Genomic DNA, 25556 nt, shown 5'->3' with positions numbered 1-25556 from the left:
CCCGGGTCCCTCGGCCGCGGTCGGCGGAGCCCCCGGGAGGACCTCTGAGCCGCCCGGGGGAGAACGGCGCGGCCGCTCCGGTGCCGGCCGCGCCGGTCAGCCCGGACCGCGGCAACTCGGCACAGGGCCCGGTGGACCCCCCGCTGCGACCGGATGCCTCGGGCCGACCGGTCACCGAACGAACAACCGGCGCTCCGGACGGTGCGCGTTCCGACTGCGCCCGGCCCTGTGCCTGACAACGGCCCCGCCGGGTGGGACCATCGACGCCAACCCGTGAAAAGCCCGCGCGGGCGACCGCCCGCCCGCGCCGACTCGCGGTGGGCGACAATGAAGCCACAAAACAATCGGTCACCGGACCGCACATCGAGGGGAAACTTGGACGTCCTAGTGCCGCGGCAGGCAGGGTTCGCCCCGTCTCGGCGTCCGGCGGGTGAGCGCGAGGCGCCCGCGGGACCGGGTGGCGGTGCCGTCCGAACCTCCGGACCGGCGGGTGGGAGAGCGCCGAACCTCACGGCGGGGCGAGCCGTCCCGATCGCGCGGTTCCCGGGCTCGCTCGCCCCCGGGGTGGGCGCGGGCGACGCCCGAGCAGCGGTGTGCGGGGCCGATACGACCTGACGGTGAAGGACTTCTCAGATGACGACCCCCTCGATCGAGCTCAAGCCCTCCTCCCACCCGCTGTCCGACGCGGAGCGGGAGGCGATCCTGGCCGCCCCAGGATTCGGCCGACACTTCACCGATCACATGGTGACGATCCGATGGACGGAGGGGCGTGGCTGGCACAACGGCGAACTCTTGCCCTACGGACCGCTGTCGATCGACCCGGCCAACATGACCCTGCACTACGCGCAGACGATCTTCGAGGGGCTGAAGGCCTACCGCCAGCCGGACGGCTCCGTCGCCACTTTCCGGCCCGAGGCCAACGCCCAGCGTTTCCAGTCCTCTGCCCGCAGGCTCGCCATGCCGGAACTGCCGGTGGAGACCTTCATCGAGGCCTGTGACCGGCTCGTCACCCAGGACCGGGCATGGGTGCCGGCGCAGGGGGAGCAGTCGCTCTACCTCCGGCCCTTCATGTTCGCGACGGAGGTCGGGTTGGGCGTCAAGCCCGCCAACGAGTACCTGTTCGTGGTGATCGCCTCGCCCGCCGGCGCCTACTTCCCGGGCGGGGTGGAGCCGGTCTCGGTCTGGTTGTCGGAGGAGTATGTCCGGGCGGTGCCCGGCGGCACCGGCGCGGCCAAGACCGGCGGCAACTACGCCGCTTCCCTGGTAGCCCAGGCACAGGCAGCCGAGCAGGGCTGCGACCAGGTGGTCTGGCTGGACGCGCTCGAACGCCGCTGGATCGAGGAGATGGGGGGCATGAACCTCTACTTCGTCTACGGTGACCGCATCGTGACGCCGGAGCTCTCCGGATCGCTGCTGCCGGGTGTGACCCGGTCCTCGCTGCTCCAGATCGCCCGTGACCTCGGACACGAGGTTTCCGAGGAGCGGATCTCGGTGGAGGACTGGCAGAGCGGCAACGCGGACGGCTCGTTGACGGAGGTGTTCGCCTGCGGCACCGCTGCCGTGATCACCCCGGTCGGTGCGGTGAAGTCGACCCGGGCCAGCTGGACCGTCGCCGACGGCCGGCCGGGCGAGGTCACGATGAAGCTCCGGCAGGCGCTGCTGGACATCCAGACCGGCGTCGCGCCCGACCCCCATGGCTGGATGCACTCGCTGGGCTGACCGCCCCCACGGCTCACCAGGGGTTCCGACCTGCCCAGCGGCCCGGCGGATCCCCTGGTGTGACCGTATGGTGAGACAAGTCGGCGGTCTTCGTCGTTTTCGTGGCAGACTTCTTCCGTGCTCTCGTTCGCCATGATTATTGGCAGCAGGCGCGCCGGTCCGCAGTGACCGCTGAACCGCAGTGAACCGATGCGGCAGCGGACATCGTGTCCCAAGACCCGCGCGCAGACCTCTCGCACCCGCGAGGGGTTTTTTCGTTTTCCGGCCCCACCATCGCCGGAGGAGGAGCGCGGGGGATCATTGGAGGACGGTGGAACCGGTCATTCCGGTAGGCCGAGACTCGACAGGAGCCCCAGCAACATGACGGACGTATCGACAAGTCCGGTGGACGACGCGTTCCACGTCTTCGACACGACGCTGCGCGACGGTGCCCAGCGGGAGGGCATCAGCCTCTCCGTCGCGGACAAGCTCACCATCGCCCGCCACCTGGACGACTTCGGCGTGGGCTTCATCGAGGGCGGCTGGCCGGGCGCCAACCCCAGGGACACCGAGTTCTTCGCCCGCGCCCGGAAGGAGATCGACTTCCGCCACGCACAGCTGGTCGCCTTCGGCTCCACCCGCCGGGCCGGGGTCAGGGTGGAGGAAGACCCGCAGCTCAGAGCACTGCTGGAGGCCGAGACCCCGGTGATCACACTGGTCGCCAAGGCCCACGACCGCCATGTGGAACTGGCGCTGCGCACCACACTGGAGGAGAACCTGGCGATGGTCCGGGACACCGTCGCCTACCTCCGGGACCGGGGCCGGCGGGTGTTCGTGGACTGCGAGCACTTCTTCGACGGCTACCGGGCGAACCCCGACTACGCCAAGCAGGTCGTGCGGACCGCGCACGAGGCCGGTGCGGACGTCGTGGTGCTCTGCGACACCAACGGCGGCATGCTGCCCGCCCAGGTCCAGGCCTTCGTCTCGACCGTCCTGGCGGACACCGGAGCGCGGCTCGGCATCCACGCCCAGGACGACACCGGCTGCGCGGTGGCCAACTCGCTCGCCGCGGTGGACGGCGGGGCGACCCACGTCCAGTGCACCGCCAACGGCTACGGGGAGCGGGTGGGTAACGCCAACCTCTTCCCGGTCGTCGCGGCCCTGGAGCTGAAGTACGGCCGCCGGGTGCTGCCGGAGGGCGCCCTCGCGGAGACCACCCGGATCTCCCACGCCATCGCCGAGGTCGTGAACCTCACCCCCTCCACGCACCAGCCCTACGTCGGGGTCTCGGCCTTCGCGCACAAGGCCGGACTCCACGCCTCGGCGATCAAGGTGGATCCGGACCTCTACCAGCACATCGACCCCGGCCTGGTCGGGAACAGCATGCGGATGCTGGTCTCCGACATGGCCGGCCGGGCCTCGATCGAGCTCAAGGGCAAGGAACTCGGCATCGACCTGAGCGACGACCGCGAGCTGGTCGGACGGGTGGTGGCCCGGGTCAAGGAGCGGGAACTGTCCGGCTACACCTACGAGGCCGCCGACGCCTCCTTCGAGCTGCTGCTCCGCGAGGAGGTGGAGGAGCGGACGACCCGGCGCTACTTCGGCGTCGAGTCCTGGCGGACCATCGTGGAGGACCGCCCGGACGGCACCCACGCCAACGAGGCCACGGTGAAGCTCTGGGCCAAGGGGGAGCGGATCGTCGCCACCGCTGAGGGCAACGGTCCGGTCAACGCCCTGGACCGGGCGCTGCGGGTGGGGCTGGAGCGGATCTACCCGGAGCTGGCCCGACTGGAGCTGGTCGACTACAAGGTCCGTATCCTGGAGGGCAAGCACGGCACCGAGTCCACGACCCGGGTGCTCGTCTCGACCAGTGACGGCAGCGCCGAGTGGAACACCATCGGGGTCGCCGACAACGTCATCGCGGCCTCCTGGGAGGCGCTCTCCGACGCCTACACCTACGGCCTGCTGCGGGCGGGCGTGGAGCCTCAGGAGTGAGGCCGACGGCCGGCCCGGGCGGGGTGTGCCCAGCCGGGGCCGGCCGGCCCGCCCGGCGGCGGTGCCGCACCCTTCCAGCCATCGGGACTGCGCCTTGCAGGTTGTTGAAACCCCACAGCCCAATCGCTGCCCTGTCGTGGGAAAACGGGTGCTCAGGTGGTGGTTCTGTCCAACACGGCCAGGAATTCGGGACGGAGACTGTACGAAGTCAACGGGCGGTTTTCCGGTAGAGGTTCCGTAGGGTTCCCAGCATGACCCTTCTGGACGAGACGCCCTCTGAGCCGAGCGACGCCCGCGGTCGGGCAGCCGAGCTGCATGCCATCCGGAAACAGGTGTGGAGCGGTCCCAGCGAGCGGGCCACCGAGGCGCAGCACGCGAAGGGGAAGCTGACCGCGCGGGAGCGGATCGCCCTGCTGCTGGACGAGGGCTCCTTCCGCGAGGTCGAGCCGCTCCGGCGGCACCGGGCGACCGGGTTCGGCCTGGAGGAGAAGAAGCCGTACACCGACGGTGTGATCACCGGATGGGGCACGGTGGAAGGGCGGACGGTCTTCGTCTACGCGCACGACTTCCGGATCTTCGGCGGTGCGCTCGGCGAGGCCCACGCCACGAAGATCCACAAGATCATGGACATGGCCATCTCCGCGGGTGCCCCGCTGGTCAGCCTGAACGACGGCGCCGGTGCCCGTATCCAGGAGGGTGTCTCCGCCCTCGCCGGCTACGGCGGGATCTTCCAGCGGAACACCCGGGCCTCCGGGGTGATCCCGCAGATCTCCGTGATGCTCGGCCCGTGTGCCGGCGGCGCTGCCTACAGCCCCGCGTTGACCGACTTCGTCTTCATGGTGCGGGACACCTCTCAGATGTTCATCACCGGTCCGGACGTGGTCCGCGCGGTGACCGGTGAGGAGATCACCCAGAACGGACTGGGCGGCGCCGACGTGCACGCCGAGACCTCCGGGGTGGCGCACTTCGCCTACGACGACGAGGAGACGGCGCTGGCGGAGGTCCGCTACCTGCTCTCCCTGCTGCCGTCGAACAACCGCGAGAACCCGCCGGCCGTCGAGTGCGAGGACCCGGTCGACCGCCGGGGTGAGACGCTGCTGGACCTGGTGCCGGCCGACGGCAACCGCCCCTACGACATGCGCAAGGTCATCGAGGAACTGGTCGACGACGGCGAGTACCTGGAGGTCCACGAGCGCTGGGCGACCAACGTCATCTGCGCGCTCAGCCGGATGGACGGGCAGGTGGTCGGGATCATCGCCAACCAGCCGCAGTCCCTGGCCGGGGTGCTGGACATCCACGCCTCCGAGAAGGCCGCCCGCTTCGTGCAGCTGTGCGACGCCTTCAACATCCCCCTGATCACCCTGCTGGACGTACCCGGGTTCCTCCCGGGCGTCGACCAGGAGCACGGCGGGATCATCCGGCACGGGGCCAAGCTGCTCTACGCCTACTGCAACGCCACCGTGCCGAGGATCTCGCTGATCCTCCGCAAGGCCTACGGCGGTGCCTACATCGTCATGGACTCCCAGTCCATCGGTGCCGACCTCACCTACGCCTGGCCCACCAACGAGATCGCGGTGATGGGCGCGGAGGGCGCCGCCAACGTCATCTTCCGCCGGCAGATCGCGGAAGCCGAAGACCCCGAGGCCATGCGCGCGTCCATGGTCAAGGCCTACAAGGCCGAGCTGATGCACCCCTACTACGCGGCCGAGCGCGGTCTCGTCGACGACGTCATCGACCCGACCGAGACCCGCGAGGTCCTTGTCCGCTCCCTCGCCATGCTGCGCACCAAGCACGCCGATCTGCCGGCGCGCAAGCACGGCAACCCGCCGCAGTGACGGAGACTCACGTGAACGTTGACCACCAGTCCGCGAACTCCCTGGTACGTGTCGAGAAGGGACAGGCCGCACCCGAGGAGGTGGCCGCGCTGACCGCGCTGCTGCTGGCCCGGGCCGCCGCCACGGACCAGCACTCGGCCGCGGTGCGCCCGCAGGGGCGCAACTCCGCCCAGTGGCGCCGGTTGGAGCGGCAGTCCGGCTTCCGGGCACCGCACAGCTGGCAGAGCTGACGGGCGCCGTCGGCTCCACAAACGGAACGCGGAAGATCCTCGCCCTCCCTCGGGAGAGCGGGGATCTTCCGCGTTCCGGCGTCCGACCCGTTGCCAGGCGCCCGGTTGCTACCGCAGCCGGGCCATGAGGGCGTGTTCGACGAGGGTGATGAGTGCGCTCTTGGCGTCGCTGCGCTGTCGGGCGTCGGTGGTGATGATGGGGGCGTCGGGGCCGATCTGGAGGGCTTCGCGTACTTCGTCGGGGGTGTAGGGCTGGTGTCCGTCGAAGCCGTTGAGGGCGATGACGAAGGGGAGGCCGCTGTTCTCGAAGTAGTCGACGGCGGGGAAGCAGTCGGCGAGGCGGCGGGTGTCGACGAGGACGACGGCGCCGATGGCGCCGCGGACGAGGTCGTCCCACATGAACCAGAAGCGGTCCTGGCCGGGGGTGCCGAACAGGTAGAGGATCAGGTCCTGGTCGAGGGTGATCCGGCCGAAGTCCATGGCGACGGTGGTGGTCGTCTTGTCCGGCGCGTGGGTGAGGTCGTCGATGCCCGCCGAGGCGGAGGTCATCACGGCCTCGGTACGCAGCGGATTGATCTCCGAGACCGCGCCGACGAACGTGGTCTTGCCCACGCCGAAGCCGCCCGCCACCACGATCTTCGCGGAGGTGGTGGAGCGGGCCGCACCGCTAGAGCTTGCGAAGTCCACTGAGCACCCTTTCGAGCAGTGTCACATCTGGTTGGCCACCGGCGGACTCGTCGCCGCCGGGCTGGTGGATGGCGACGAGTCCGGCCTCGGCCAGGTCGGCGACGAGGATCCGGACGACGCCGAGGGGGATGGAGAGCATGGCGGAGATCTCGGCGACCGACCGGACCTCCTGGCACAGATGGCAGATCCGCTGGTGCTCGGGCAACTGCCCCTGGAGCTGCTCGGGACCGGCCGTGGTGCTGATCAGCGCCTCTATGGCGAGCTGGTAGCGAGGCCGGGTCCGGCCTCCGGTCATGGCGTACGGCCGCACCAGCGGGTTGCCGCCCCCGACGGGCGCCGCCGCAGGACTCTCCCGCTGCGGCGGCGGCTGCGGCCCGAGAGGGTCACCCGGCCCCTCGTCCGGCTGCCGCTGTGGCGTCGGGCGACGGCTCGGCGTGGAGGGGAAGTTGTAGCGCTTCAGCGGGGGGACACCCGGCGCAGGCTCGCCAAAGGGGTATCCGCTCGGGGGCGTTGCCACGATGTCCTCCTCCACTGTCGGGCTCTCTCCTGGGGACCGCGCCACCGCACCTTATCGGCGCGGTGGCCTGAAAAGCATTCGCCTGTCTGTCAGTTGAGAAGGCTGCTCTGCAGTTCCGCGCGGAGGTCGGGGGTGAGGACGGTTCCGGCGCGGTCGACCAGGAGGGCCATCTCGTAGCCCACGAGGCCGATGTCGCACTCGGGGTGGGCGAGTACGGCCAGTGAGGAGCCGTCGGAGACGGACATGATGAAGAGGAAGCCGCGCTCCATCTCCACCACGGTCTGGTTGACCAGCCCGCCTTCGAAGATGCGGGAGGCGCCGCTGGTCAGCGAGGTGAGCCCGGAGGCCACCGCCGCCAACTGGTCGGCACGGTCACGGGGGAAGCCTTCGGACATCGCGAGAAGGAGTCCGTCGGCGGAGACCACCACGGTGTGCGACACACCAGGGGTGTGATCCACGAAGTTAGTGATCAACCAGTTCAGATTCTGCGCTGCCTGGCTCATCGGACTCACACTAACGCTCCTGATCCTAGGTGCTGCGGCCGGGGTCCTGACCCCGGCCGTTGCCGTCCGTCCTCGCCCTGCGCCCCTGCTGGACGCCGCGGCGCAGGCTGCTCAGCCTGCCGCGGACGTCCTCCGGAGCGCGGGAGACCTGGGGGCCGCCCTGCGAGGTCTGCTCTGCCGTGCCGTCGACCAGATTGGCCTTGGGCACTCGCCGGGGGAGACCGGAGGAGGTTATCCCACCGGCTTTCGGCTCCCGGAGCCCTTCGGCCCGCTGCCAGCGCTCGTCGTTGGGCGAACGCCACTGTGAGCCCTCCTCCTGAGACTCCGGCGACCGATCGGGCTCCCCGGGTTGCTTCCACCCCCTGTCGCGGCGCGGAAGGCCCGCGTTGGTCACGGAGTCAACACCGCTAGGGGAGGGGCCCTGACGGTCGAAGCCTACGCGTCCCGGCAGTTGCTCGGGATCGGTCGCAGATTCCGATTCGTCTCCGTGACCTGATTCGTAGCGACCGGCACGACTGATCGATTCGGTCCGCTCGTCCTGGTGAGCCAGGAAATCATACTGCGTATAACGCTGCTGGTCGACGGCTGAGGGGTCGCCAGGTACCGCTTCCGGATAGGGACTTGGGAGCTCGCCGGGGAAGGCGGCTTCCGCGGCGCCGCCGGGTGCGGCGGGCGGCGCCGGGAACCCTGGGCCGGCCGGCTGGGGGAGGGCCGCCGAGGGACCGTCCTCGGTGGGCTCCCCGAGGCCGTCCGGGTACCCGCCGGCCCGGTGCCCCGACGGCAGGTAGCCGTCGCCGGTCGACCCCCCGGGAAGCAGCGTGGGCGGTGTGTACTCCGCCGGTGCCGGACCGCCCCCCGGCCAACCGGCACCCTCCTGCCGCGCGGAGGGCTCCGACGGGGCCGCCGCGGACCGTTCGGAGGGGCCGGGCGCGCCGACGCCGTAGCCGTCGTCGTGGAGTGGCTGGGACGGGTAGGGGGAGCCGGTGAACGCCGGCTCGCCCCTCGGGCCCCGCGCTGCAGCCGGGCCGGCCGGGGTGTGGGGGCGCTGCTCCGGGACGATCCGGGAGACCGTGAAGTCCTCCTCCGGGGACGGCTGTTCGCCGCCGACCCCGCACATGATCTCCTCCGGCAGCATGACCACGGAGGTGGTTCCCGTCTGACTGCTGGAGGGGCGCAGCTGCACCCGGATGCCGTGCCGCTCCGCGAGGCGTCCGACCACGAACAGCCCCATGCGCTGGGAGACCGCGAGGTCCACGGTCGGCGGATCGGCCAGCTTGTCGTTGATCTCGGCGAAGTCCTGGGCGGTGAGCCCGATGCCCTTGTCGTGGATCTCGATCATGGCGCGGCCGTCCGGCAGCTGGACCGCGGCGACCTGCACCTTGGTCTGCGGCGAGGAGAAGATGGTGGCGTTCTCCAGCAGCTCGGCGAGCAGGTGCACCAGGTCGGACACGGCCGGCCCGCGGACCTGGGTGGCCGGCACACCGATCAGCTCGACGCGCTCGTAACTCTCCACCTCGGAGGTGGCCGCCCTGAGCACGTCGACCAGCGGGACGGCGTGTTCCCAGCGTTGGCCGAGATCCTCACCCGCGAGGATCAGCAGGTTCTCGCCGTTGCGCCGCATCCGGGTGGCCAGGTGGTCCAGCCGGAACAGGTTCTCCAACTGGTCCGGGTCGGCCTCGTTGTTCTCCAACTCGCTGATCATGTTCAGCAGGCGCTCGATGAGGCCCTGGTTGCGACGGGAGAGGTTGGTGAAGATGGCGTTGACGTTGCCCCGCAGCAGCGCCTGCTCGGCCGCGAGCCGGACGGCCTCCCGGTGCACCTGGTCGAAGGCGCGGGCCACCTCCCCGATCTCGTCCTGCGTGCTGATGGGGATCGGCCGCACCTTGGTGTCCACCCGCCCGGGGGCGGTGCGGGAGAGCTGGTCGACGATGGCGGGCAGGCGCTTCTCGGCGACGTCGAAGGCGGCGTTCCGCAACCGCTGCATGCTCCGGCTCATCGAGCGGGCCACCAGCCCGGCGATCACGAAGGCGGCGAGCAGGGCGGCCAGCGCGCCGGCGCCGGTGGCGAGCGCGTCCCGCTTCGCGTCGGCCGAGATCCTCGCGGCCTCCGTCACCGCCTTGTCGGCCAGTTCCTGCTCGACCCGGTCGTAGGCGTCGAACTTGACGGTCGAGGCGGCGAACCAGCTCTCCGGGGTGATACCCATGGCGCGCAGTTCGGCCGGGCTCGCCCCCGAGCCGATCGCCTTCACCATGTCATCGAGCTCAGGCGGCGCGGTGAAGGACTTGCCGGCAGCCTTGGCCTTGCGTCGGGCCTCCTCGACGTGTTCCCGGCTCGTCTCCTGGGCTGCCTTCAGCTCCTTCTCCAGCCGGTACCGGTCGTCCTCGGTCCCGCTGGAGAGGTACTCCTCCTGGGCGATTCCCTCGAGGTAGGCGTAGGAGGTGAAAGCGGTGAGCTGGGTCCGGAGCGACATCTCGTCAGGTCCCGGGGCCAACAGGAGGCGCATGCCGATGGAGCGTTGCAGGGACTCGGCCGCCTGCGAGAGCGAGACGGCGTAGACGGTACGGCCGTAGCTGGTGATGTTCTCGGTGCCCAGGCCGAGTTCGTTGGCGAACTCCATCAGGGGGTGCTGGACGGCGACGTACCCCTCCTCGGTCTGCACCCCCGGCAGCTTCGAGGTGTAGGCGTTCTCGCGCAGCTTCCGCAGCCCCCGCTCGGCCTCCTCGAAGGCCTTCAGCCGCCGTTGCAGGCCCGGCTTGTCGGGCACCTCGCGGGCCCGGGTGTGGAAGACCTCGGCGGCCGTGTCGGTGGTCGCCTGGACCTTCCGGACGACCGGGCTGTCCCGGTCCCCCTTCAGCAGTGGAGCGGCGCTGCGGTCACGTTCGTCGATCAGCGCCTTGCCGTACGCGGCCGCCGCCTGTACCAGTCGCGCGGTGCGCTCGGCCTCCTGTGCCTCACGCCAAGTCGACACCGAACCACTGACCTGGAGTCCGCCGAGCACCAGTCCGACCAGCACGGGGAGGAGCAGGATGGCGTTCAGCCTCGGGCCCATACGCCAGTTGCCGAGGGTGCCCCGGACGTTCTTTCGGCGGCGCGCCGACCGGCCGGACCGTTCCTGTGGCGTGCCGCCGCCGGTGGGCGGCGTCGGGTCCTCGCGGGCGGCGTCCCGCGAGGTGGGGCCAGTCCTGTTGCGCCTCACTCGACCAACAACCTCTCGGCGTCGGCACCTGCAGGTGTGCCGCTCTGCTCGGGATCCCTACTCGCAAGTCAGTGGGATTGCAGCACGTTGCAGGTCCGTAATCCAAACAGTGGCGGTCGGCGTGCCCCACGCGGTAGAAAAGGAGTAAAGCGGCTATCGGGGAAAGTTACGCCGAAAACGCCGCACGCTTCTGCGCATAACGGAGTTGGGTGTGCGCGTAGCGTATGTGATGTCCGACATTTCTGCGTCAAAAACGTTATGAATGCTCAGGCGCTCCGTGGCAAAGGACACAGCCGGCCGCGGCTCCGCACGCAAAGATCGCCCGGCGCGTGGCGGCTGGCGTTTCCGGTCCAGCCGCCGCGCGCCGGGCGATCTCGCGGTCTGTTGCGAACGGCGGTCGGCCCGCCGGCAGCCGGCTACTTGAGCCGGGCCATGAGGGCGTGTTCGACGAGGGTGATGAGTGCGCTCTTGGCGTCGCTGCGCTGTCGGGCGTCGGTGGTGATGATGGGGGCGTCGGGGCCGATCTGGAGGGCTTCGCGTACTTCGTCGGGGGTGTAGGGCTGGTGTCCGTCGAAGCCGTTGAGGGCGATGACGAAGGGGAGGCCGCTGTTCTCGAAGTAGTCGACGGCGGGGAAGCAGTCGGCGAGGCGGCGGGTGTCGACGAGGACGACGGCGCCGATGGCGCCGCGGACGAGGTCGTCCCACATGAACCAGAAGCGGTCCTGGCCGGGGGTGCCGAACAGGTAGAGGATCAGGTCCTGGTCGAGGGTGATCCGGCCGAAGTCCATGGCGACGGTGGTGGTCGTCTTGTCCTGGACATGGCTCAGGTCGTCGATGCCCGCCGAGGCGGAGGTCATCACGGCCTCGGTACGCAGCGGATTGATCTCCGAGACCGCGCCGACGAACGTGGTCTTGCCCACGCCGAAGCCGCCCGCCACCACGATCTTCGCGGAGGTGGTGGAGCGGGCCGCACCGCTAGAGCTTGCGAAGTCCACTGAGCACCCTTTCAAGCAGTGTCACATCCGGGGTACCGCCGGCCTCGCTGCCGCCGCCGGGCTGGTGGATGGCCACCATGCCGGCCTCGGCCAAGTCGGCGACGAGGATCCGCGCCACCCCCAGAGGTATCGCCAGCAGCGCGGAGACCTCCGCCACCGACTTCACCTCCCGGCACAGATGGCAGATCCGCTGGTGCTCGGGGAGCAGTCCCTGGAGGTGACCAGGGTCGGCCGTGGTGCTGACCAGCGCCTCTATGGCGAGCTGGTAGCGAGGCCGGGTCCGGCCCCCGGTCATGGCGTACGGCCGCACCAGCGGCTGGTCGCCTTCACCCCCGTACGGCGCCTGATGGGCACCGTACGGGTCGGGAGAGACGGGGGGCGGGGTCATGGTTCCTCCGGACGGGACAACGGTTGTCGTCTGGCGGGGCCGGTGGGGTGCCGGTGGGGCTTGGCGAACGGCCGGACGGTCGATGGTTGGTTACGTTCGTTCGTTCAGTTGAGAAGGCTGCTCTGCAGTTCCGCGCGGAGGTCGGGGGTGAGGACGGTTCCGGCGCGGTCGACCAGGAGGGCCATCTCGTAGCCCACGAGGCCGATGTCGCACTCGGGGTGGGCGAGTACGGCCAGTGAGGAGCCGTCGGAGACGGACATGATGAAGAGGAAGCCGCGCTCCATCTCCACCACGGTCTGGTTGACCAGCCCGCCTTCGAAGATGCGGGAGGCGCCGCTGGTCAGCGAGGTGAGCCCGGAGGCCACCGCCGCCAACTGGTCGGCACGGTCACGGGGGAAGCCTTCGGACATCGCGAGAAGGAGTCCGTCGGCGGAGACCACCACGGTGTGCGACACGCCTGGGGTGTTGTCCACGAAGTTAGTGATCAACCAGTTCAGATTCTGCGCCGCCTGGCTCATCGGACTCACACTAACGCTCCTGCTGGTAGGTGGGGCCAACGCCGGGATGTCCGGTCGCCGGGCCGCTTCCGGCCCTTCGACCCTGCTGGATGCCGCGTCGGAGGTTGGTCAGCCGTCCGCGCACATCGTCGGGGGCTCGCGACACCTGCGGTCCGGTCTGGCTGGTCTGCTGCTGGGCCGTGCCCGCGACGAGGTTCGCACGGGGCACGCGGCGCGGCAGTCCGGAGGTGGTGACACCACCGGCAGCGGGCTGTCGGACCCGCTCCGCCTGCCGCCCGAGTTCGTCGTTCGGAGAGGAGCGCCACGTCACCGTGGAACTCCCGTTGCTGCTGTCCCGCGGTGCCTCGCGCTGGGGCAGCGGCGCGGGAGGCGCCACCGCCGGCTCGGCGGCGGAAGTCTGTTCCGAGGGCCGCGCGACCGCCGGCGGCGGTGCGGGCGTTCGGTCGTCGGCGCCCTCCGGTTCGCGGCGGCCGCGGAACCAGTCCGACTCAAGGCTGTCGAACAGCGGTGTACGGCCGTCGCCCGGTCCGGCCGGGGGCAGCGGTTCGGGCTCACGCGGTCGCTCGGGTGCCCGGGGGACCGGCGGGAAGGAGAACTCTCCGGTCTCCTGCCGCTCCTGCGGTGGTTGGGCGGGGCCCGAACCGGCTCCGGCGAAGAGACCGCCGCCCGCCGCGGGCGGCGGGGTGCGGTAGTCGGATCCCCCGGGCTGCGGGAACGCCCCGGTCTCCTGGGCGTGGCCGGCACCGGCCTCCATGCCGGACTGACCGGGGGCACCAGGGCTCTGCTGCTGCGGGGCCCCGTAGTCCGGTCGGGCGAACTGCGTGGTGTCCTCAGGCGCGTTCTGCGCGGGGAAGCCGTCCCCGCGCGCGGCGTCCGGGAAGAAGTCGACGTCCTCGTGGCCGCGCGGGCTGTCCAGCGGCGGCCGCTGGGCCTCCCGGGCCACACCACCGGTGGGCCACTCCTCGGCTTCGGAGGCCCGGCGGGCACCCCAGCTGGTGCCGGGGGGCAGGGAACCAGTGTCCTCGCCGGGGCCACGGCCATGGGACGGGCCACCGGGCAGTTCGGCGGCCGGGCCCCGGGCGGGCAGCTGTTCGCGGGCCGGCCCGCCCGGCCGGAGCGCGCCGGCCGCCGGGCCCTGCTGGCCGGCGTTGCGCGGTGCGCCGGCCGGGTCCTGACCGCGCGGCCGGAGGATCGGCCGAGTGCCGGGCTGGCCCTGTCCCCCGCGGTCGGCCGGTCCCGGGGCGCCGGCCCCGAAGATGTTGGTCTCGCTCTGACCACCGCGCTGGCCACCGGGCCCGTTCGGGCCGCCGAAGAGGCTCCCGGCGCCCGGGGCTCCCGCCCCACCGCTCGGTATGGGGCGGGTGGGCAGGCCACTGCCGGTACGGCCAGGCTGGTTCTCACCGGGAGCACCGCGAGCGGGCAGCGCCGGACGGGAGTCACCGGTCACCTGGGAGCGCGGGGTCATCCCCGAGAGCCGGCTGGAAGTGGAGCTGGAGGGGCCGAGGTTGGCAGCACCCGAGCCCTGGCCCTTGAGGCCGTCCTGGCCGGGCTTGCCGGCGGGCTTCCGGCCGCCCTGGGCCACGTCGACCGGCAGCATGACCAGTGCGGTGGTGCCGCCCGAGTCCGAGGGGCGCAGCTGGATGCGGATGCCGTGGCGCTGGGAGAGCCGGCCGACCACGAACAGACCCATCCGCCGGGACACCGAGACGTCCACGGTGGGCGGGCTGGCCAGCCGTTCGTTGATCGCGGTCAGGTCCTCGGGCGAGAGGCCGATGCCGGTGTCGTGGATCTCGACCAGCACCCGGCCGTCCGGCAGCGCGTGACCGGTGACCTTGACCTTCGTCTGCGGGGAGGAGAAGGAGGTGGCGTTCTCCAGCAGCTCGGCCAAGAGGTGCACCAGGTCGTTGACGACCCGGCCGGCGACCTCGGTCGCGGGCACCCCGCTCAGCTCGATGCGTTCGTACTGCTCCACCTCGGAGGCGGCGGCGCGCAGGACGTCGACCAGTGGGACCGGTCGCGTCCAGCGGCGGCCCGGCTCCTCACCGGCGAGAACGAGCAGGTTCTCACCGTTCCGGCGCATACGGGTCGCCAGGTGGTCGAGCTTGAACAGCGAGGACAGCTGGTCCGGGTCGGCCTCGCGGCTCTCCAGTTCGGAGATGAGCGAGAGCTGACGTTGGATCAGGCCCTGGCTGCGGCGGGAGAGGTTGGTGAACATCGCGTTGACGTTCCCACGCAGCAGCGCCTGCTCGGCGGCGAGCCGCACCGCTTCCCGGTGCACGTCGTCGAAGGCGGTGGCCACCTGGCCGATCTCGTCCCGGTTGTGCAGGCCCACCGACTGCACCGAGGTGTCCACGTCCTGCGGGTCGGACTCGGACAGCTGCTTGACCAGCTCCGGCAGGCGCTTCTGGGAGACCTCCTGCGCGGTGTCCTGCAGCCTTCGCAGCGAGCGCACCATGGAGCGGGCCACGATGTAGGCGCCGACCAGCGAGACCCCGAGGACCAGCAGGATCAGCGCACCGTTGATGAGCGCCTCGCGCTGGGCCTCCTCCTGGAGCTCGCCGGCCTTGTCGGTCATCTCCGAGATGAGCGTCTGCTCGATGCGGCCCAGCTCGTCGATCTTGGCGCTGTCCTGGTCGTACCAGTCCTTGTACGACCGGGTCTCCTTGGCGATCGGACTGTCGTCCTTGAGCATGTCGGAGGCGTACTTGTCGGCCAGGATGATCTCTGGGTTGCCGCCGTCGTCCAGGGCCTGGAGCAGCTCCTCGGTGCTGGAGTTACCCGAGTAGATCTGGGTGAACTGACCGAGCGCCGACTCCTCGCTGAGCAGCGCGGACTCCCCGTAGAGCCGGTCACTCGGCGAGAGCTTCGGGTGGGGGGAGTGCGCGAGCCCGGCGCTGATGATGGCCCGCTGCATGGAGGCGTACTCCTTGGTGGAGGAGAACGCCGCGAGTGCCCGGGTGGCGCGGATCATGTCGGTGTTGTTGGTCGCCTGCGCCATGTCCTGGGAGAGCGAGAGCAACGAGGTGACCAGCTCGTTGTAGCTGCTGACCGTCTGGGCGATGTAGTCGTCGTTGCTGTAGGCGTTCGCCCGGATCTGCTTGAGCTTCTCGAGTTGCTTGAGGATGTTGACGAGCGAGGAGTTGACGCCGATCAGCGCCTCGTCCTCGGAGGACTCGATCTCCTGGGTGGCCTTGCGGAACGAATCCCGTGCGAGGTCGGTCTTCTCCCGCGGGTAGACGACATCGTCGTTCTTCGGGTTCCCGGAGGCCAACGGGCCGGCGGAGAGGTCGCGTTCCTGCTGGAGCGCGGAGGCGAGCTCGGTGGCCTGCTTGGTCATCTCGGTCAGCAGCTTCATGTTCTCGAGCTGATCGAGGTCTTCCATCGAGGTCTGGATGCGCAGCGCGCCCAGCGATGTCGCGGCGACCACCGGTAGGGCCAGCAGGGATACCAACCGGGTGCTGATGCGCCAGTTGCGCATCGCGATGCGAGAACCCCCACCGCTGGGCCCGCTGGACTTCGGGCGCTTCGCGGGCGCACCGGTCCCTTGTTCCTCGGGCTCGTTGGAGTTCTGGTCGGTGGACGGGCTACCGGCGGACTGGGCACGCCCGGGGGAGGAGCCGCGGTCGATTCCCCCGCGCGACTCAGCCTCCGCCGAAGCGTTGTTGTCCCTCTTGAAACGTCCCTGCACTAGCGTCGCAACCTCTGGACCAGGCGTCCCCCCGTGTCAAACGGCGGAACGGTATCGAGTCATGGGGCCTTGGCCCTCTGGGGCGGTCGTGGTCGACCGACGCGCCTCCCTCGTTCTCTCGGAAAGTGACATCGGTCCGTGGAATTCCAGCACAGAGCCGGATCTCCAACAAGGGCAGTGGATAACTGAGCGCAATGAGTGACGCTGGGTGTCGTGTGAATCACGGAGTGTGGAGAGAGCTATCTCCGATTGCAGACTTTTGCTGACGAAACCTCCGCGGAGGCGCGCTGTCCCGCTCGTGGCGGTCGGGGCGGAAAGCCGTATTCAGCGGCAATGTCTGTTTCCCTGCCTCCCCGGCGAGCGAGGTTTCGCCCCCGTTCGTCCTGGTGACCGGTGAGTAAACTCACAGCCGAATCGTGGTTTTCGGCCGTGTCCCAAGGGAGGTTGGTGCGGTCGGCGACGGTGGGAGTACTAGCCTGTGGTCCGATAATCCGCCCCCGAGTGACAAGCGCGAGGCATCCCAAGGTGAAGACCACGATGATCTTCAGAAACATAGCGAACCCGCGGCGGACCACGCTGGCGCACCTCCAGGACGCCGAAGGTCTCCGGCCGTTGGAGAGCGAACGCCCGGAACACCCCGCGGAGCTGCCGACGCAGACCGCCAACCCGCGCCGCACCGTCCTCATGGACGCCCCGAACAGCTGACGGCGTGTTTTCCAGGGCCCCGACGTGGCGGAGCGTGCCTCCGGAGACAGGTGCCGAGAGCGGCGGGTACTAGATTGGAGCCGTCAGACTCCGGCCACTCAGTGAGGGGCAGCAGCTTCCCGTGCGCATCGCCAGGTTCTCCATCGACGGCAACGTCGCCTTCGGCGTCGTCGAGGGGGAGCCGTCGGACTCCAAGAGTTCCGGCGGCCCCGTCCTCGACATCATCAAAGGCCACCCCTTCGCCGACTTCGAGCGCTCGGGCCGGAAGATCCCGCTGCGCGAAGTGCGGCTCCTGCCGCCGGTCCTGCCGAACAAGGTCGTCGCGATCGGCCGCAACTACGCGGAGCACGCAGCCGAGCTGGGCAACGCCGTGGTGGACGACGAGGGCAGGCCGGTACCGCCGGTCGCCTTCTTCAAGCCCTCCACCTCGGTGATCGGCCCCGGTGACCCCATCGTCTACCCCGGTTTCTCCAGCGAGGTGCACCACGAGGCCGAACTGGCCGTGGTCATCGGCCGGATGTGCCGCGAGGTACCGCACGAGCGGGTTCCGGACGTCATCCTCGGCTACACCTGCGCCAACGACGTCACCGCGCGGGACGTCCAGCGCACCGAGAAGCAGTGGGCGCGGGCCAAGGGATTCGACGGCTCCTGCCCGCTCGGCCCCTGGGTGGAGACCGAGCTCGACCCCGGAGACCTGGGCGTGATGTGCACCGTCAACGGCGAGCAACGCCAGTTGGGCCGCACGGGGGAGATGATCCGCTCGGTGGCGGACCTGATCGTGCACCTCACCGAGGCGATGACGCTGCTCCCCGGCGACGTCGTCCTCACCGGAACCCCGGCCGGGGTCGGTCCGCTCAACGTCGGCGACGAGGTCGCCGTCACCATCGAAGGCATCGGCACTCTCACCAACAAGGTGATCAAGCGTGGCTAGCGCAACCAAGGGTACGGACCCCTCCGTACGCGTCCGTTTCTGTCCGTCCCCGACCGGCAATCCCCATGTGGGACTGGTCCGCACCGCCTTGTTCAACTGGGCCTTCGCCCGCCACCACGGCGGCACCCTCGTGCTGCGCATCGAGGACACCGACGCCGCCCGCGACTCCGAGGAATCCTACGAGCAGCTGCTCGACGCCATGCGCTGGCTGGGCCTCGACTGGGACGAGGGCCCCGAGGTGGGCGGCCCGCACGAGCCCTACCGCCAGTCACGGCGGATGGAGGTGTACGCCGACGTGGCCCGCCGGCTCCAGGAGGCCGGCCACGCCTACGAGTGCTACTGCACCGCCGAGGAGCTGGAGGAGCGGCGCGAGGCCGCCCGAAAGGCCGGCAAGCCGTCCGGCTACGACGGCAAGTGCCGGACCCTCACCGCTGAGCAGATCGAGGCCTACCGGGCCGAGGGGCGCAGCGCGATCGTGCGCTTCCGGATGCCGGACCGGCCGATCACCTTCACCGACCTGGTCCGCGGCGAGATCACCTACCAGCCGGAGAACGTCTCCGACTACGGCATCGTCCGCGCCAACGGGGCCCCGCTCTACACCCTGGTCAACCCGGTCGACGACGCGCTGATGGAGATCACCCACGTGCTCCGCGGCGAGGACCTGCTCTCCTCCACCCCGCGGCAGATCGCGCTCTACGCCGCGCTCGCCGAGATCGGCGTCGGCAACGGCTCCACCCCCAGCTTCGGCCACCTGCCGTACGTCATGGGCGAGGGGAACAAGAAGCTCTCCAAGCGGGACCCGCAGTCTTCGCTCAACCTGTACCGGGAGCGCGGCTTCCTCCCCGAGGGGCTGCTGAACTACCTGTCGCTGCTGGGCTGGTCGATCTCCGAGGACCGGGACATCTTCTCCCTCCAGGAGATGGTCGACGCCTTCGAGATCGGTGACGTGAACGCCAACCCGGCGCGCTTCGACCTGAAGAAGTGCGAGGCGATCAACGCCACCCACCTCCGCCAGATGGAGGTCAAGGACTTCATCGCGGCCTGCGAGCCCTGGCTCCGGGCCCCGTACGCCCCCTGGGCGCCCGAGGCGTTCGACCGCGCCGCGTTCGATGCCATCGCCCCGCACGCCCAGACCCGGCTCACCGTGCTCTCCGAGATCACCGACAACGTCGACTTCCTCTTCCTCGACGAGCCCGTGGCGGACGAGGCCTCCTGGAACAAGGCGATGAAGCCGGGCGCCGACGCCCTGCTGCGCACCGCCCGCGCCAAGCTCGCCGAGGCCGACTGGTCCAGCGCGGAGGCGCTCAAGGAAGCAGTGCTGGCCGCGGGCGAGGAGCATGGCCTCAAGCTCGGCAAGGCGCAGGCGCCGGTCCGGGTCGCCGTCACCGGCCGCACGGTCGGGCTGCCGCTCTTCGAGTCCCTGGAGGTCCTGGGCCGGGAGCGCACGCTGGCCCGGGTGGACGCCGCGCTGGCGAAGCTGGCCGGGTAGAGCCCCCTCAACCAGCAGGGGCGGGTGGGCCGGGTAGGTCCACCCGCCCCTGCGGCCGTCCGGGGCCGACGGTGTCGACCGGCGTCAAGAGCAGGCTCTCCGCCACGCCTTCCGGTGGTGCGCTCTGCGCCGTGTCCGGTTTTCAACCGCCGGCCCGCCAGCGCCGGCTGCTGACGACCGAGTCGACTGTCACGCGCGCTGATCTGTGGCGGGTGTCGGACAGTGGCGGGTGTGGTCGAGGAAGGCGGCCCAGGCGGCCGGTGTGACGGTGAACGCCCCGACCGGTGTCCTTGGAGTCTCAGACGTGCACGGCGGCGGCGCAGGCGGCGACTTCGACGCACTCGCCGCCGTCGCCACCTGCTCACCACCCTGTGGCGTCGTCATCGTGAACGGGCCGTCCGCGCCCGCGTGGTCGGTCATCCGGGTCGGCATGACCCGGATCTCCACACTGGGTTCTCGCCGACCAGCAGCAGACGCTCCAACTGCCCGCGGCGCACCTTCCCTCCGCCGAAGGGCCGCTGGAGAACTGCCTCGGACTCCTCGATCACGAAGCTCAGGGTGGGCGAGGCTTGCGGTCGAAGAGCTCATGCCGGGCCGTCCGGGCCACGCCTTCCCCTTCCAGCACCCTGACATGACACCGTCCGCGCCCACGCAGCCACGCTGTGTAGAGGCCTCGTCGCTGGTGGCCGTACGGAGCCGCAGGCTCGTCGGCATGGCGACCGAAATTCCTCCCAACGAGCTCGACTTCGGGATGCGGATCACCTCGACAGCGCGTGGGGGCCGGGCAGAGTGGTCTGGGGGAGGTGGAGCTCTGAGCCGCGTGACCGGGATGACCTGACGGGCTGCCGGGTCACTGACGGACGGTGATTCGTGACGGAGGGTGGGCCGAAGCGCGGTGGTCGGTACCTTTCGCTCGGGTCCTTCCGGAGCGGCGTGCCGGCGGCGTCGAGGGGGCCCGCCGGAGCCCACAACTCGTTTTGGTCCACCGTCCCCGATCGGGTAATGTTCTTCCTGCGCCGCACGGAGAGGCCAAGAGGCCGAAACCGAAAGCGTAGCCAAGCAAAACCCTTCAAGGGTTGCGTTTTGGTGGGGTATGGTGTAATTGGCAGCACGAGTGATTCTGGTTCACTTAGTCTAGGTTCGAGTCCTGGTACCCCAGCAAGGATCCCGTCAGACGGATTCTTGACCGCAGTGTCTGGCCCCCGTTGTGTAGCGGCCTAGCACGCCGCCCTCTCAAGGCGGTAGCGCCGGTTCGAATCCGGTCGGGGGTACGGATCCTTGCCGTTCGTCCTATCGGAGTCGCTCTCCGTGATGGCGAGGTCAGGATCAGCTAGGGCCCCCGTTGTGTAGCGGCCTAGCACGCCGCCCTCTCAAGGCGGTAGCGCCGGTTCGAATCCGGTCGGGGGTACCAGAAGGAAGCCCCGTGCCTCGCGCGGGGCTCTTTTCGTATTCCGGCCTATTCGACCGCTGCGTCGGTGTCCAGTGTGAAATGGCGCCGGCTCTCGGCCCGGCGCCTCCTGCGTCTCGGCCTCTTCCGGTACCGACCGGGCCCGGCCGCTCAGCCGACTCCGTAGCGTCGCGCTGACTCGTTCTCCTGGGCGATGCGTTTGAGGCTCAACAGCACCGGTTCCAGCAGGACGGTGTAGACCACCGCGGCTTCGATCTTCTCCACCGCCGTCGGGTATCCCTCCAGGGCCTCGAAGTCGAGTGCGGCCAGGCGCTCGGCCTGCTCGGCGTACGGCAGCAGGAGATCCGCGTCGCAGGCGTAGCCCAGGCGGATCAGGGTGGCGACCGAGGCCACCAGGGAATGGTGCTCGGGGGAGCGGTTGTCGATCTCCCGGGCGCCCCGCCAGCCGAGGCGTTCCAGCAGTTGTTCCACTTCCCGGGCCGCGTCGACGGTCGCCGGGTCGTCCTGCCCGGCCTCGTGCCCTCCCCGGGGAAGTGCCGAGAACGCGGCCCCGAGCCGGCCCGTCAGGCCGGTCGACTCGTCGTCCACCGCCGCGAGCACCTCCCGGGCGCGCGCTACCGGCACCCGCCCGACCAGGATCAACGCCCGCACCAGACGCAGCCGGCGGAGGTGTTCATCGTCGTATTCCGCTTGGGTGGCGCTGACCCTGCGGCCCGGCGTCAACAGCCCTTCACGCAGGTAGTACTTGATCGTCGCTGTCGAGACGCCGCTCCGCTCGCTCAGCTCGGCCAGGCGCATGGGCTTGCCTCCCTTGTTGGAAAGTGGCACTATCCAATCATGGATAGTGGAGCTATCTAATCTTGCTCGGCTCGGACCGCGCCGGACTGCCGGGCATGGGCGGTCAACTGCCGTACCAGGGCGCCGGCGATCGCCGAATCACGTCTTCACAGGGGAGCTGCCATGTCTGCCAAGCCGATACCGGGTCGTACCACCGCAGCCGCAGCGGGGGAGGTGGTGGTCTTCCTGGTCGGGATGCGGATCAACCGCTTCTGGGCGGTGCACCGCTGGCTGCCGGTGCTGAGGGCGATGCCGCCGATGCTGAAGGAGCTGTCCCGGGACGAGGACAGCGGTCTCCTGGGCTACCAACTGCTGATCGGCTCGCCGCGGACGATCTACGTCGTCCAGTACTGGGAGTCGAAGGAGAAGCTGCTGGACTACGCCGCCGATCCGGGCAAGCTGCACCGTCCCGCCTGGGGAATGCTCAATCGCTTCCGTCGGCAGGGTGGAGCGCATGTGGGTTTCTGGCACGAGACCTACCTCGTCCCGGCCGGGCGCCACGAGAGCATCTACGTCGACATGCCCGCCCACGGGCTGGGTAAGGCGGTCGGGGTGCTCCCGGTCGGCCACGGTGTGCGGGCCGCTGACCGGTTGGGGGCCTGAGGGAGTCCGCTGCCGGGTGGGTCAGCCGGCACGGCGAAGCGCCTCGGTGAGCCGGCCCGCCGCGTCGATGACCGCCTGGGCGTGCATTCGGCCGGGGTGCCTCGTCAGCCGCTCGATCGGTCCGGATACCGAGACGGCCGCCACCACGCGGTTGGAGGGGCCCCGGACCGGGGCGGAGACCGAGGCGACCCCCGGCTCCCGTTCGCCGACCGACTGCGCCCAGCCCCGGCGCCGGACCCCGGAGAGGGCGGTGGCGGTGAAACGTGCGCCCTGCAGTCCCCGGTGCAGCCGTTCCGGCTCCTCCCAGGCCATCAGCACCTGCGCGGCCGAACCCGCCTTCATCGGCAGGGTGGAGCCGACCGGCACGGTGTCCCGCAGGCCGGAAAGCCGTTCGGCGGCGGCCACGCAGATCCGCATCTCCCCCTGACGCCGGTAGAGCTGGGCGCTCTCGCCGGTCACATCGCGTAGGTGGGTGAGCACCGGTCCGGCCGTCGCCAGCAGCCGGTCCTCCCCGGCCGCCGCGGCCAGCTCGGAGAGCCGTGGCCCCAATATGAACCGGCCCTGCATGTCCCTCGCCACCATCCTGTGGTGTTCCAGCGCCACTGCGAGCCGGTGGGCCGTGGGCCGGGCCAGACCGGTCGAGGCGACCAGTCCGGCGAGGGTGGCCGGACCGGACTCCAGAGCGCTCAGAACCAGAGCCGCTTTGTCGAGAACGCCGACGCCGCTAGAGTTGTCCATGCAACGATACTCGCGTCTCACAGTGTGAAACGCAAGTTCAATTTTCCCGGAAAGCCGCCAACCTGTCAGGACGGCACCGCGGATTCAGCGGCCGACGCGGCCGCACCGGCCCGCGGGGAACGGGACGACCGCCCGGGACCAGGACAACGGACAGACACTGTCGAGCATGGCCGGCAATGCCGCCGACCGGAGGGAAAGCGATGGGACGGACACTCGCGGAGAAGGTATGGGACGACCATGTCGTCCGGCGCGCGGAAGGCGAGCCCGACCTCCTCTTCATCGACCTGCACCTGCTGCACGAGGTGACCAGCCCCCAGGCGTTCGACGGCCTCCGCCGCGACGGCCGGCGGGTGCGGCGCCTGGACCTCACCATCGCCACCGAGGACCACAACACCCCGACCCTCGACATCGACAAGCCGATCGCCGACCCGGTCTCCCGCGCCCAACTGGAGACGCTGCGCAAGAACTGCGCCGACTTCGGTGTCCGGCTCCACCCGCTCGGTGACGTCGAGCAGGGCGTCGTCCACGTGGTGGGACCGCAGCTGGGACTGACCCAGCCCGGCACGACCGTGGTCTGCGGAGACAGCCACACCTCCACCCACGGCGCGTTCGGAGCGTTGGCCTTCGGCATCGGCACCAGCCAGGTGGAGCACGTGCTCGCCACCCAGACGCTGCCGCTCGCCCCGTTCCGGACCATGGCGGTCACGGTCGAGGGCGAACTCCCGGAGGACGTCACCGCGAAGGACCTGATCCTGGCGGTCATCGCCCGCATCGGCACGGGGGGCGGCCAGGGCTATGTGATCGAGTACCGCGGCCCGGCGATCGAGAAGCTCTCGATGGAGTCGCGGATGACCGTCTGCAACATGTCCATCGAGGCGGGTGCCCGGGCCGGCATGATCGCTCCGGACGAGACGACCTTCGAGTACCTCAAGGGCCGCCCGCACGCCCCGAAGGGCGCCGACTGGGATGCCGCCGTCGAGTACTGGCGGACCCTGAGCACCGACGACGACGCGGTCTTCGACCACGAGGTGGTCATCGACGCCGCCGAGCTGGCGCCCTTCGTCACCTGGGGCACCAACCCGGGGCAGGGGGCTCCGCTCTCGGCCTCGGTCCCCGACCCGGCCTCCTTCGAGGACCCGGCCGCGAAGCTCGCCGCGGAGAAGGCGCTGGAGTACATGGGACTCACCCCGGGGCAGCGGCTGCGGGAGGTCCCCGTCGACACCGTCTTCCTCGGTTCCTGCACCAACGGCCGGATCGAGGACCTCCGCGCCGCGGCCCGGGTGCTGGACGGGCACACCGTCGCCGACGGTGTCCGGATGCTGGTCGTACCCGGCTCGGTACGGGTCTCGCTGCAGGCCGTCGAGGAGGGCCTGGACAAGGTGTTCACCGCCGCTGGTGCGGAATGGCGGCACGCCGGCTGCTCGATGTGCCTCGGTATGAACCCGGACCAGCTCCGACCGGGCGAGCGGGCCGCGTCCACCTCAAACCGCAACTTCGAGGGCCGGCAGGGCAAGGGCGGCCGTACCCACCTGGTCTCCCCGCAGGTCGCGGCGGCCACCGCGGTACTGGGCCGGCTCGCCTCACCCGCCGATCTCTCCGACGTCCCGACCCTCGTGGAGGCCTGAGAACCATGGAAGCTTTCACCACGCACACCGGCCGGGTCGCGCCGCTGCGCCGCAGCAACGTCGACACCGACCAGATCATCCCGGCGCACTGGCTGAAGAAGGTGACCCGGGACGGCTTCGAGGACGGGCTCTTCGAGGCCTGGCGCAAGGACCCCGGGTTCGTGTTGAACCAGCCCGAGCGGCAGGGAGCGAGCGTGCTCGTCGCCGGACCGGACTTCGGCACCGGCTCCTCCCGGGAGCACGCGGTCTGGGCGCTGCAGAACTACGGCTTCAGAACGGTGATCTCCTCGCGCTTCGCCGACATCTTCCGAGGCAACTCGCTGAAGAACGGCCTGCTCACGGTGGTGCTCCCGCAGGAGACGGTGGAACGGCTGTGGGAGCTGACCGAGGCCGACCCGGCCGTGGAGGTCACCGTCGACCTGGTGGCGCGGGAGGTGCGGACCGACGGCCTGGTCGCCGGGTTCGACCTCGACGAGAACGCCCGCTGGCGGCTGCTGGAAGGGTTGGACGACATCAGCCTGACCCTGAAGTACGAGGACGAGATCAAGGCCTACGAGGCGAACCGGCCGGCCCACAAGCCGAGCACCGCCCCGGTCTGAGTCGAGTTCCGAACCCCCTGGTCGGACAGTTCCGCCCTGTGCCCCCTGCCTCGGTCAGGGGGCACAGTCGTTTGCGGTTGCCCCTGGAAGGGGGCGAGTTGGCACACCGCCGGGCGACAACTCAGGCCAGATGGCACAATCGCCGCATGGGAGGCGATCGTCAACTCGAGCTCTACGGGCTCGTCGCGGACCGGCTCAAGGAGGCGCACACCAGGGTGCGGTCGCTGCAAGTCCCGGAGCACGTACGGATGGCGCTCTCCAGGAAGCTGCTGGTCATCACGGCTGCGGCAAAACATGATCTGGCCGCGGCGGCCAGGCGTCTGGACCGCTTCATGAAGGATCTCGACGACTACTGATTCCCCGGCCGACAG

Annotated in this window: 22 protein-coding genes and 3 tRNA genes; 14 read left to right on the top strand and 11 right to left on the bottom strand. The window is 70.1% G+C overall.

Annotation, left to right across the window (positions count from 1 at the left end):
- Window positions 1-633 precede the first annotated feature (633 nt).
- The 4 genes from BGP73_RS15155 to BGP73_RS15140 all read left to right on the top strand — a co-directional run bounded on the left by BGP73_RS15155 (window position 634) and on the right by BGP73_RS15140 (window position 5758).
- Window positions 634-1719, top strand: coding sequence for a branched-chain amino acid aminotransferase (locus tag BGP73_RS15155; RefSeq protein WP_069815053.1), 1086 nt, complete (start codon window positions 634-636; stop codon window positions 1717-1719).
- Window positions 1720-2079: 360 nt separating this feature from the next.
- A complete protein-coding gene (gene cimA / locus BGP73_RS15150) occupies window positions 2080-3693 on the top strand; it encodes a citramalate synthase (RefSeq protein WP_069815051.1) in 1614 nt (537 codons plus the stop codon).
- A 251-nt stretch (window positions 3694-3944) separates the two neighbouring features.
- On the top strand, window positions 3945-5528 hold the full coding sequence (locus tag BGP73_RS15145) for an acyl-CoA carboxylase subunit beta (protein WP_069815049.1): 1584 nt from the start codon (window positions 3945-3947) through the stop codon (window positions 5526-5528).
- Window positions 5529-5539: 11 nt separating this feature from the next.
- A complete protein-coding gene (locus tag BGP73_RS15140) occupies window positions 5540-5758 on the top strand; it encodes an acyl-CoA carboxylase epsilon subunit (protein WP_069815047.1) in 219 nt (72 codons plus the stop codon).
- Window positions 5759-5866: 108 nt separating this feature from the next.
- Here the strand turns inward: BGP73_RS15140 and BGP73_RS15135 are convergent, their stop codons facing one another.
- The 8 genes from BGP73_RS15135 to BGP73_RS15100 form a co-directional block, all read right to left on the bottom strand.
- Entirely contained in the window at window positions 5867-6445 is a 579-nt protein-coding gene (locus BGP73_RS15135) for a GTP-binding protein (protein ID WP_079127544.1), read from the bottom strand.
- Window positions 6426-6962: a DUF742 domain-containing protein gene (locus BGP73_RS15130; RefSeq protein ID WP_069815399.1), complete on the bottom strand. Its 537-nt coding sequence runs from the start codon at window positions 6960-6962 to the stop codon at window positions 6426-6428. The genes BGP73_RS15135 and BGP73_RS15130 overlap by 20 nt, the downstream gene beginning before the upstream one ends.
- Window positions 6963-7051: 89 nt before the next feature.
- Window positions 7052-7465 (bottom strand): roadblock/LC7 domain-containing protein, encoded by a 414-nt coding sequence (locus BGP73_RS15125; RefSeq protein WP_069815045.1) that lies wholly within the window; start codon window positions 7463-7465, stop codon window positions 7052-7054.
- Between the two features lie 25 nt (window positions 7466-7490).
- A complete protein-coding gene (locus BGP73_RS15120; RefSeq protein ID WP_079127543.1) occupies window positions 7491-10661 on the bottom strand; it encodes a nitrate- and nitrite sensing domain-containing protein in 3171 nt (1056 codons plus the stop codon).
- Window positions 10662-11077: 416 nt separating this feature from the next.
- Window positions 11078-11656, bottom strand: a complete 579-nt coding sequence (locus BGP73_RS15115) for a GTP-binding protein (protein WP_079127542.1) — start codon at window positions 11654-11656, stop codon at window positions 11078-11080.
- The gene (locus tag BGP73_RS15110; RefSeq protein ID WP_069815042.1) at window positions 11637-12044 is read right to left on the bottom strand and encodes a DUF742 domain-containing protein; all 408 of its coding nucleotides are present in this window, start codon (window positions 12042-12044) and stop codon (window positions 11637-11639) included. Before BGP73_RS15110 ends, BGP73_RS15115 begins: the two co-directional genes overlap by 20 nt.
- A 104-nt stretch (window positions 12045-12148) precedes the next feature.
- Window positions 12149-12562: a roadblock/LC7 domain-containing protein gene (locus BGP73_RS15105; protein ID WP_069815388.1), complete on the bottom strand. Its 414-nt coding sequence runs from the start codon at window positions 12560-12562 to the stop codon at window positions 12149-12151.
- 10 nt (window positions 12563-12572) lie between these two features.
- A complete protein-coding gene (locus BGP73_RS15100) occupies window positions 12573-16250 on the bottom strand; it encodes a sensor histidine kinase (protein ID WP_069815040.1) in 3678 nt (1225 codons plus the stop codon).
- Window positions 16251-16775: 525 nt separating this feature from the next.
- Between BGP73_RS15100 and BGP73_RS15095 the strand changes: the two genes are divergently transcribed.
- The 3 genes from BGP73_RS15095 (at window position 16776) to gltX (ending at window position 19375) form a co-directional block, all read left to right on the top strand.
- A complete protein-coding gene (locus tag BGP73_RS15095; protein ID WP_069815038.1) occupies window positions 16776-16955 on the top strand; it encodes a hypothetical protein in 180 nt (59 codons plus the stop codon).
- Window positions 16956-17076: 121 nt separating this feature from the next.
- Window positions 17077-17886: a fumarylacetoacetate hydrolase family protein gene (locus BGP73_RS15090; protein ID WP_069815035.1), complete on the top strand. Its 810-nt coding sequence runs from the start codon at window positions 17077-17079 to the stop codon at window positions 17884-17886.
- Complete coding sequence (gene gltX, locus BGP73_RS15085) at window positions 17879-19375, top strand: glutamate--tRNA ligase (protein ID WP_079127541.1); 1497 nt, start codon at window positions 17879-17881, stop codon at window positions 19373-19375. Before BGP73_RS15090 ends, gltX begins: the two co-directional genes overlap by 8 nt.
- A gap of 416 nt (window positions 19376-19791) precedes the next feature.
- Here gltX and BGP73_RS23845 read toward each other — a convergent pair whose 3' ends face one another.
- Window positions 19792-19923, bottom strand: coding sequence for a hypothetical protein (locus BGP73_RS23845; RefSeq protein ID WP_306303456.1), 132 nt, complete (start codon window positions 19921-19923; stop codon window positions 19792-19794).
- A gap of 539 nt (window positions 19924-20462) precedes the next feature.
- Here BGP73_RS23845 and BGP73_RS15080 point away from each other — a divergent pair.
- The 3 genes from BGP73_RS15080 (at window position 20463) to BGP73_RS15070 (ending at window position 20786) form a co-directional block, all read left to right on the top strand.
- Window positions 20463-20534, top strand: a tRNA-Gln gene (locus BGP73_RS15080).
- A gap of 39 nt (window positions 20535-20573) precedes the next feature.
- Window positions 20574-20646 (top strand) — tRNA-Glu (locus tag BGP73_RS15075).
- A 64-nt stretch (window positions 20647-20710) separates the two neighbouring features.
- Window positions 20711-20786: transfer RNA gene (locus BGP73_RS15070), tRNA-Glu, on the top strand.
- 147 nt (window positions 20787-20933) lie between these two features.
- Here the strand turns inward: BGP73_RS15070 and BGP73_RS15065 are convergent.
- On the bottom strand, window positions 20934-21581 hold the full coding sequence (locus tag BGP73_RS15065; protein WP_069815031.1) for a MerR family transcriptional regulator: 648 nt from the start codon (window positions 21579-21581) through the stop codon (window positions 20934-20936).
- Window positions 21582-21743: 162 nt separating this feature from the next.
- Here BGP73_RS15065 and BGP73_RS15060 point away from each other — a divergent pair, with 162 nt between their 5' ends.
- Window positions 21744-22223, top strand: a complete 480-nt coding sequence (locus BGP73_RS15060) for a DUF4188 domain-containing protein (protein ID WP_069815029.1) — start codon at window positions 21744-21746, stop codon at window positions 22221-22223.
- 21 nt (window positions 22224-22244) lie between these two features.
- Here the strand turns inward: BGP73_RS15060 and ndgR are convergent, their stop codons facing one another.
- Window positions 22245-22961 (bottom strand): IclR family transcriptional regulator NdgR, encoded by a 717-nt coding sequence (gene ndgR / locus BGP73_RS15055; RefSeq protein ID WP_069815027.1) that lies wholly within the window; start codon window positions 22959-22961, stop codon window positions 22245-22247.
- A 200-nt stretch (window positions 22962-23161) separates the two neighbouring features.
- On the opposite strand from ndgR, the gene leuC reads away from it, so the two are divergent.
- The 3 genes from leuC (at window position 23162) to BGP73_RS15040 (ending at window position 25541) form a co-directional block, all read left to right on the top strand.
- Window positions 23162-24586 (top strand): 3-isopropylmalate dehydratase large subunit, encoded by a 1425-nt coding sequence (leuC, locus tag BGP73_RS15050; RefSeq protein WP_069815025.1) that lies wholly within the window; start codon window positions 23162-23164, stop codon window positions 24584-24586.
- A 5-nt stretch (window positions 24587-24591) separates the two neighbouring features.
- Window positions 24592-25185, top strand: coding sequence for a 3-isopropylmalate dehydratase small subunit (gene leuD / locus BGP73_RS15045; RefSeq protein ID WP_069815022.1), 594 nt, complete (start codon window positions 24592-24594; stop codon window positions 25183-25185).
- A gap of 146 nt (window positions 25186-25331) precedes the next feature.
- A complete protein-coding gene (locus BGP73_RS15040; RefSeq protein WP_069815020.1) occupies window positions 25332-25541 on the top strand; it encodes a hypothetical protein in 210 nt (69 codons plus the stop codon).
- The last annotated feature ends 15 nt before the right edge of the window (window positions 25542-25556 follow it).

This window comes from Streptomyces sp. TP-A0874 (assembly GCF_001748085.1).
Taxonomy (GTDB): domain Bacteria; phylum Actinomycetota; class Actinomycetes; order Streptomycetales; family Streptomycetaceae; genus Streptomyces.
The sequence above is the reverse complement of the archived record's forward strand: the minus strand, read 5'-3'. Positions and strand labels throughout refer to the sequence as shown.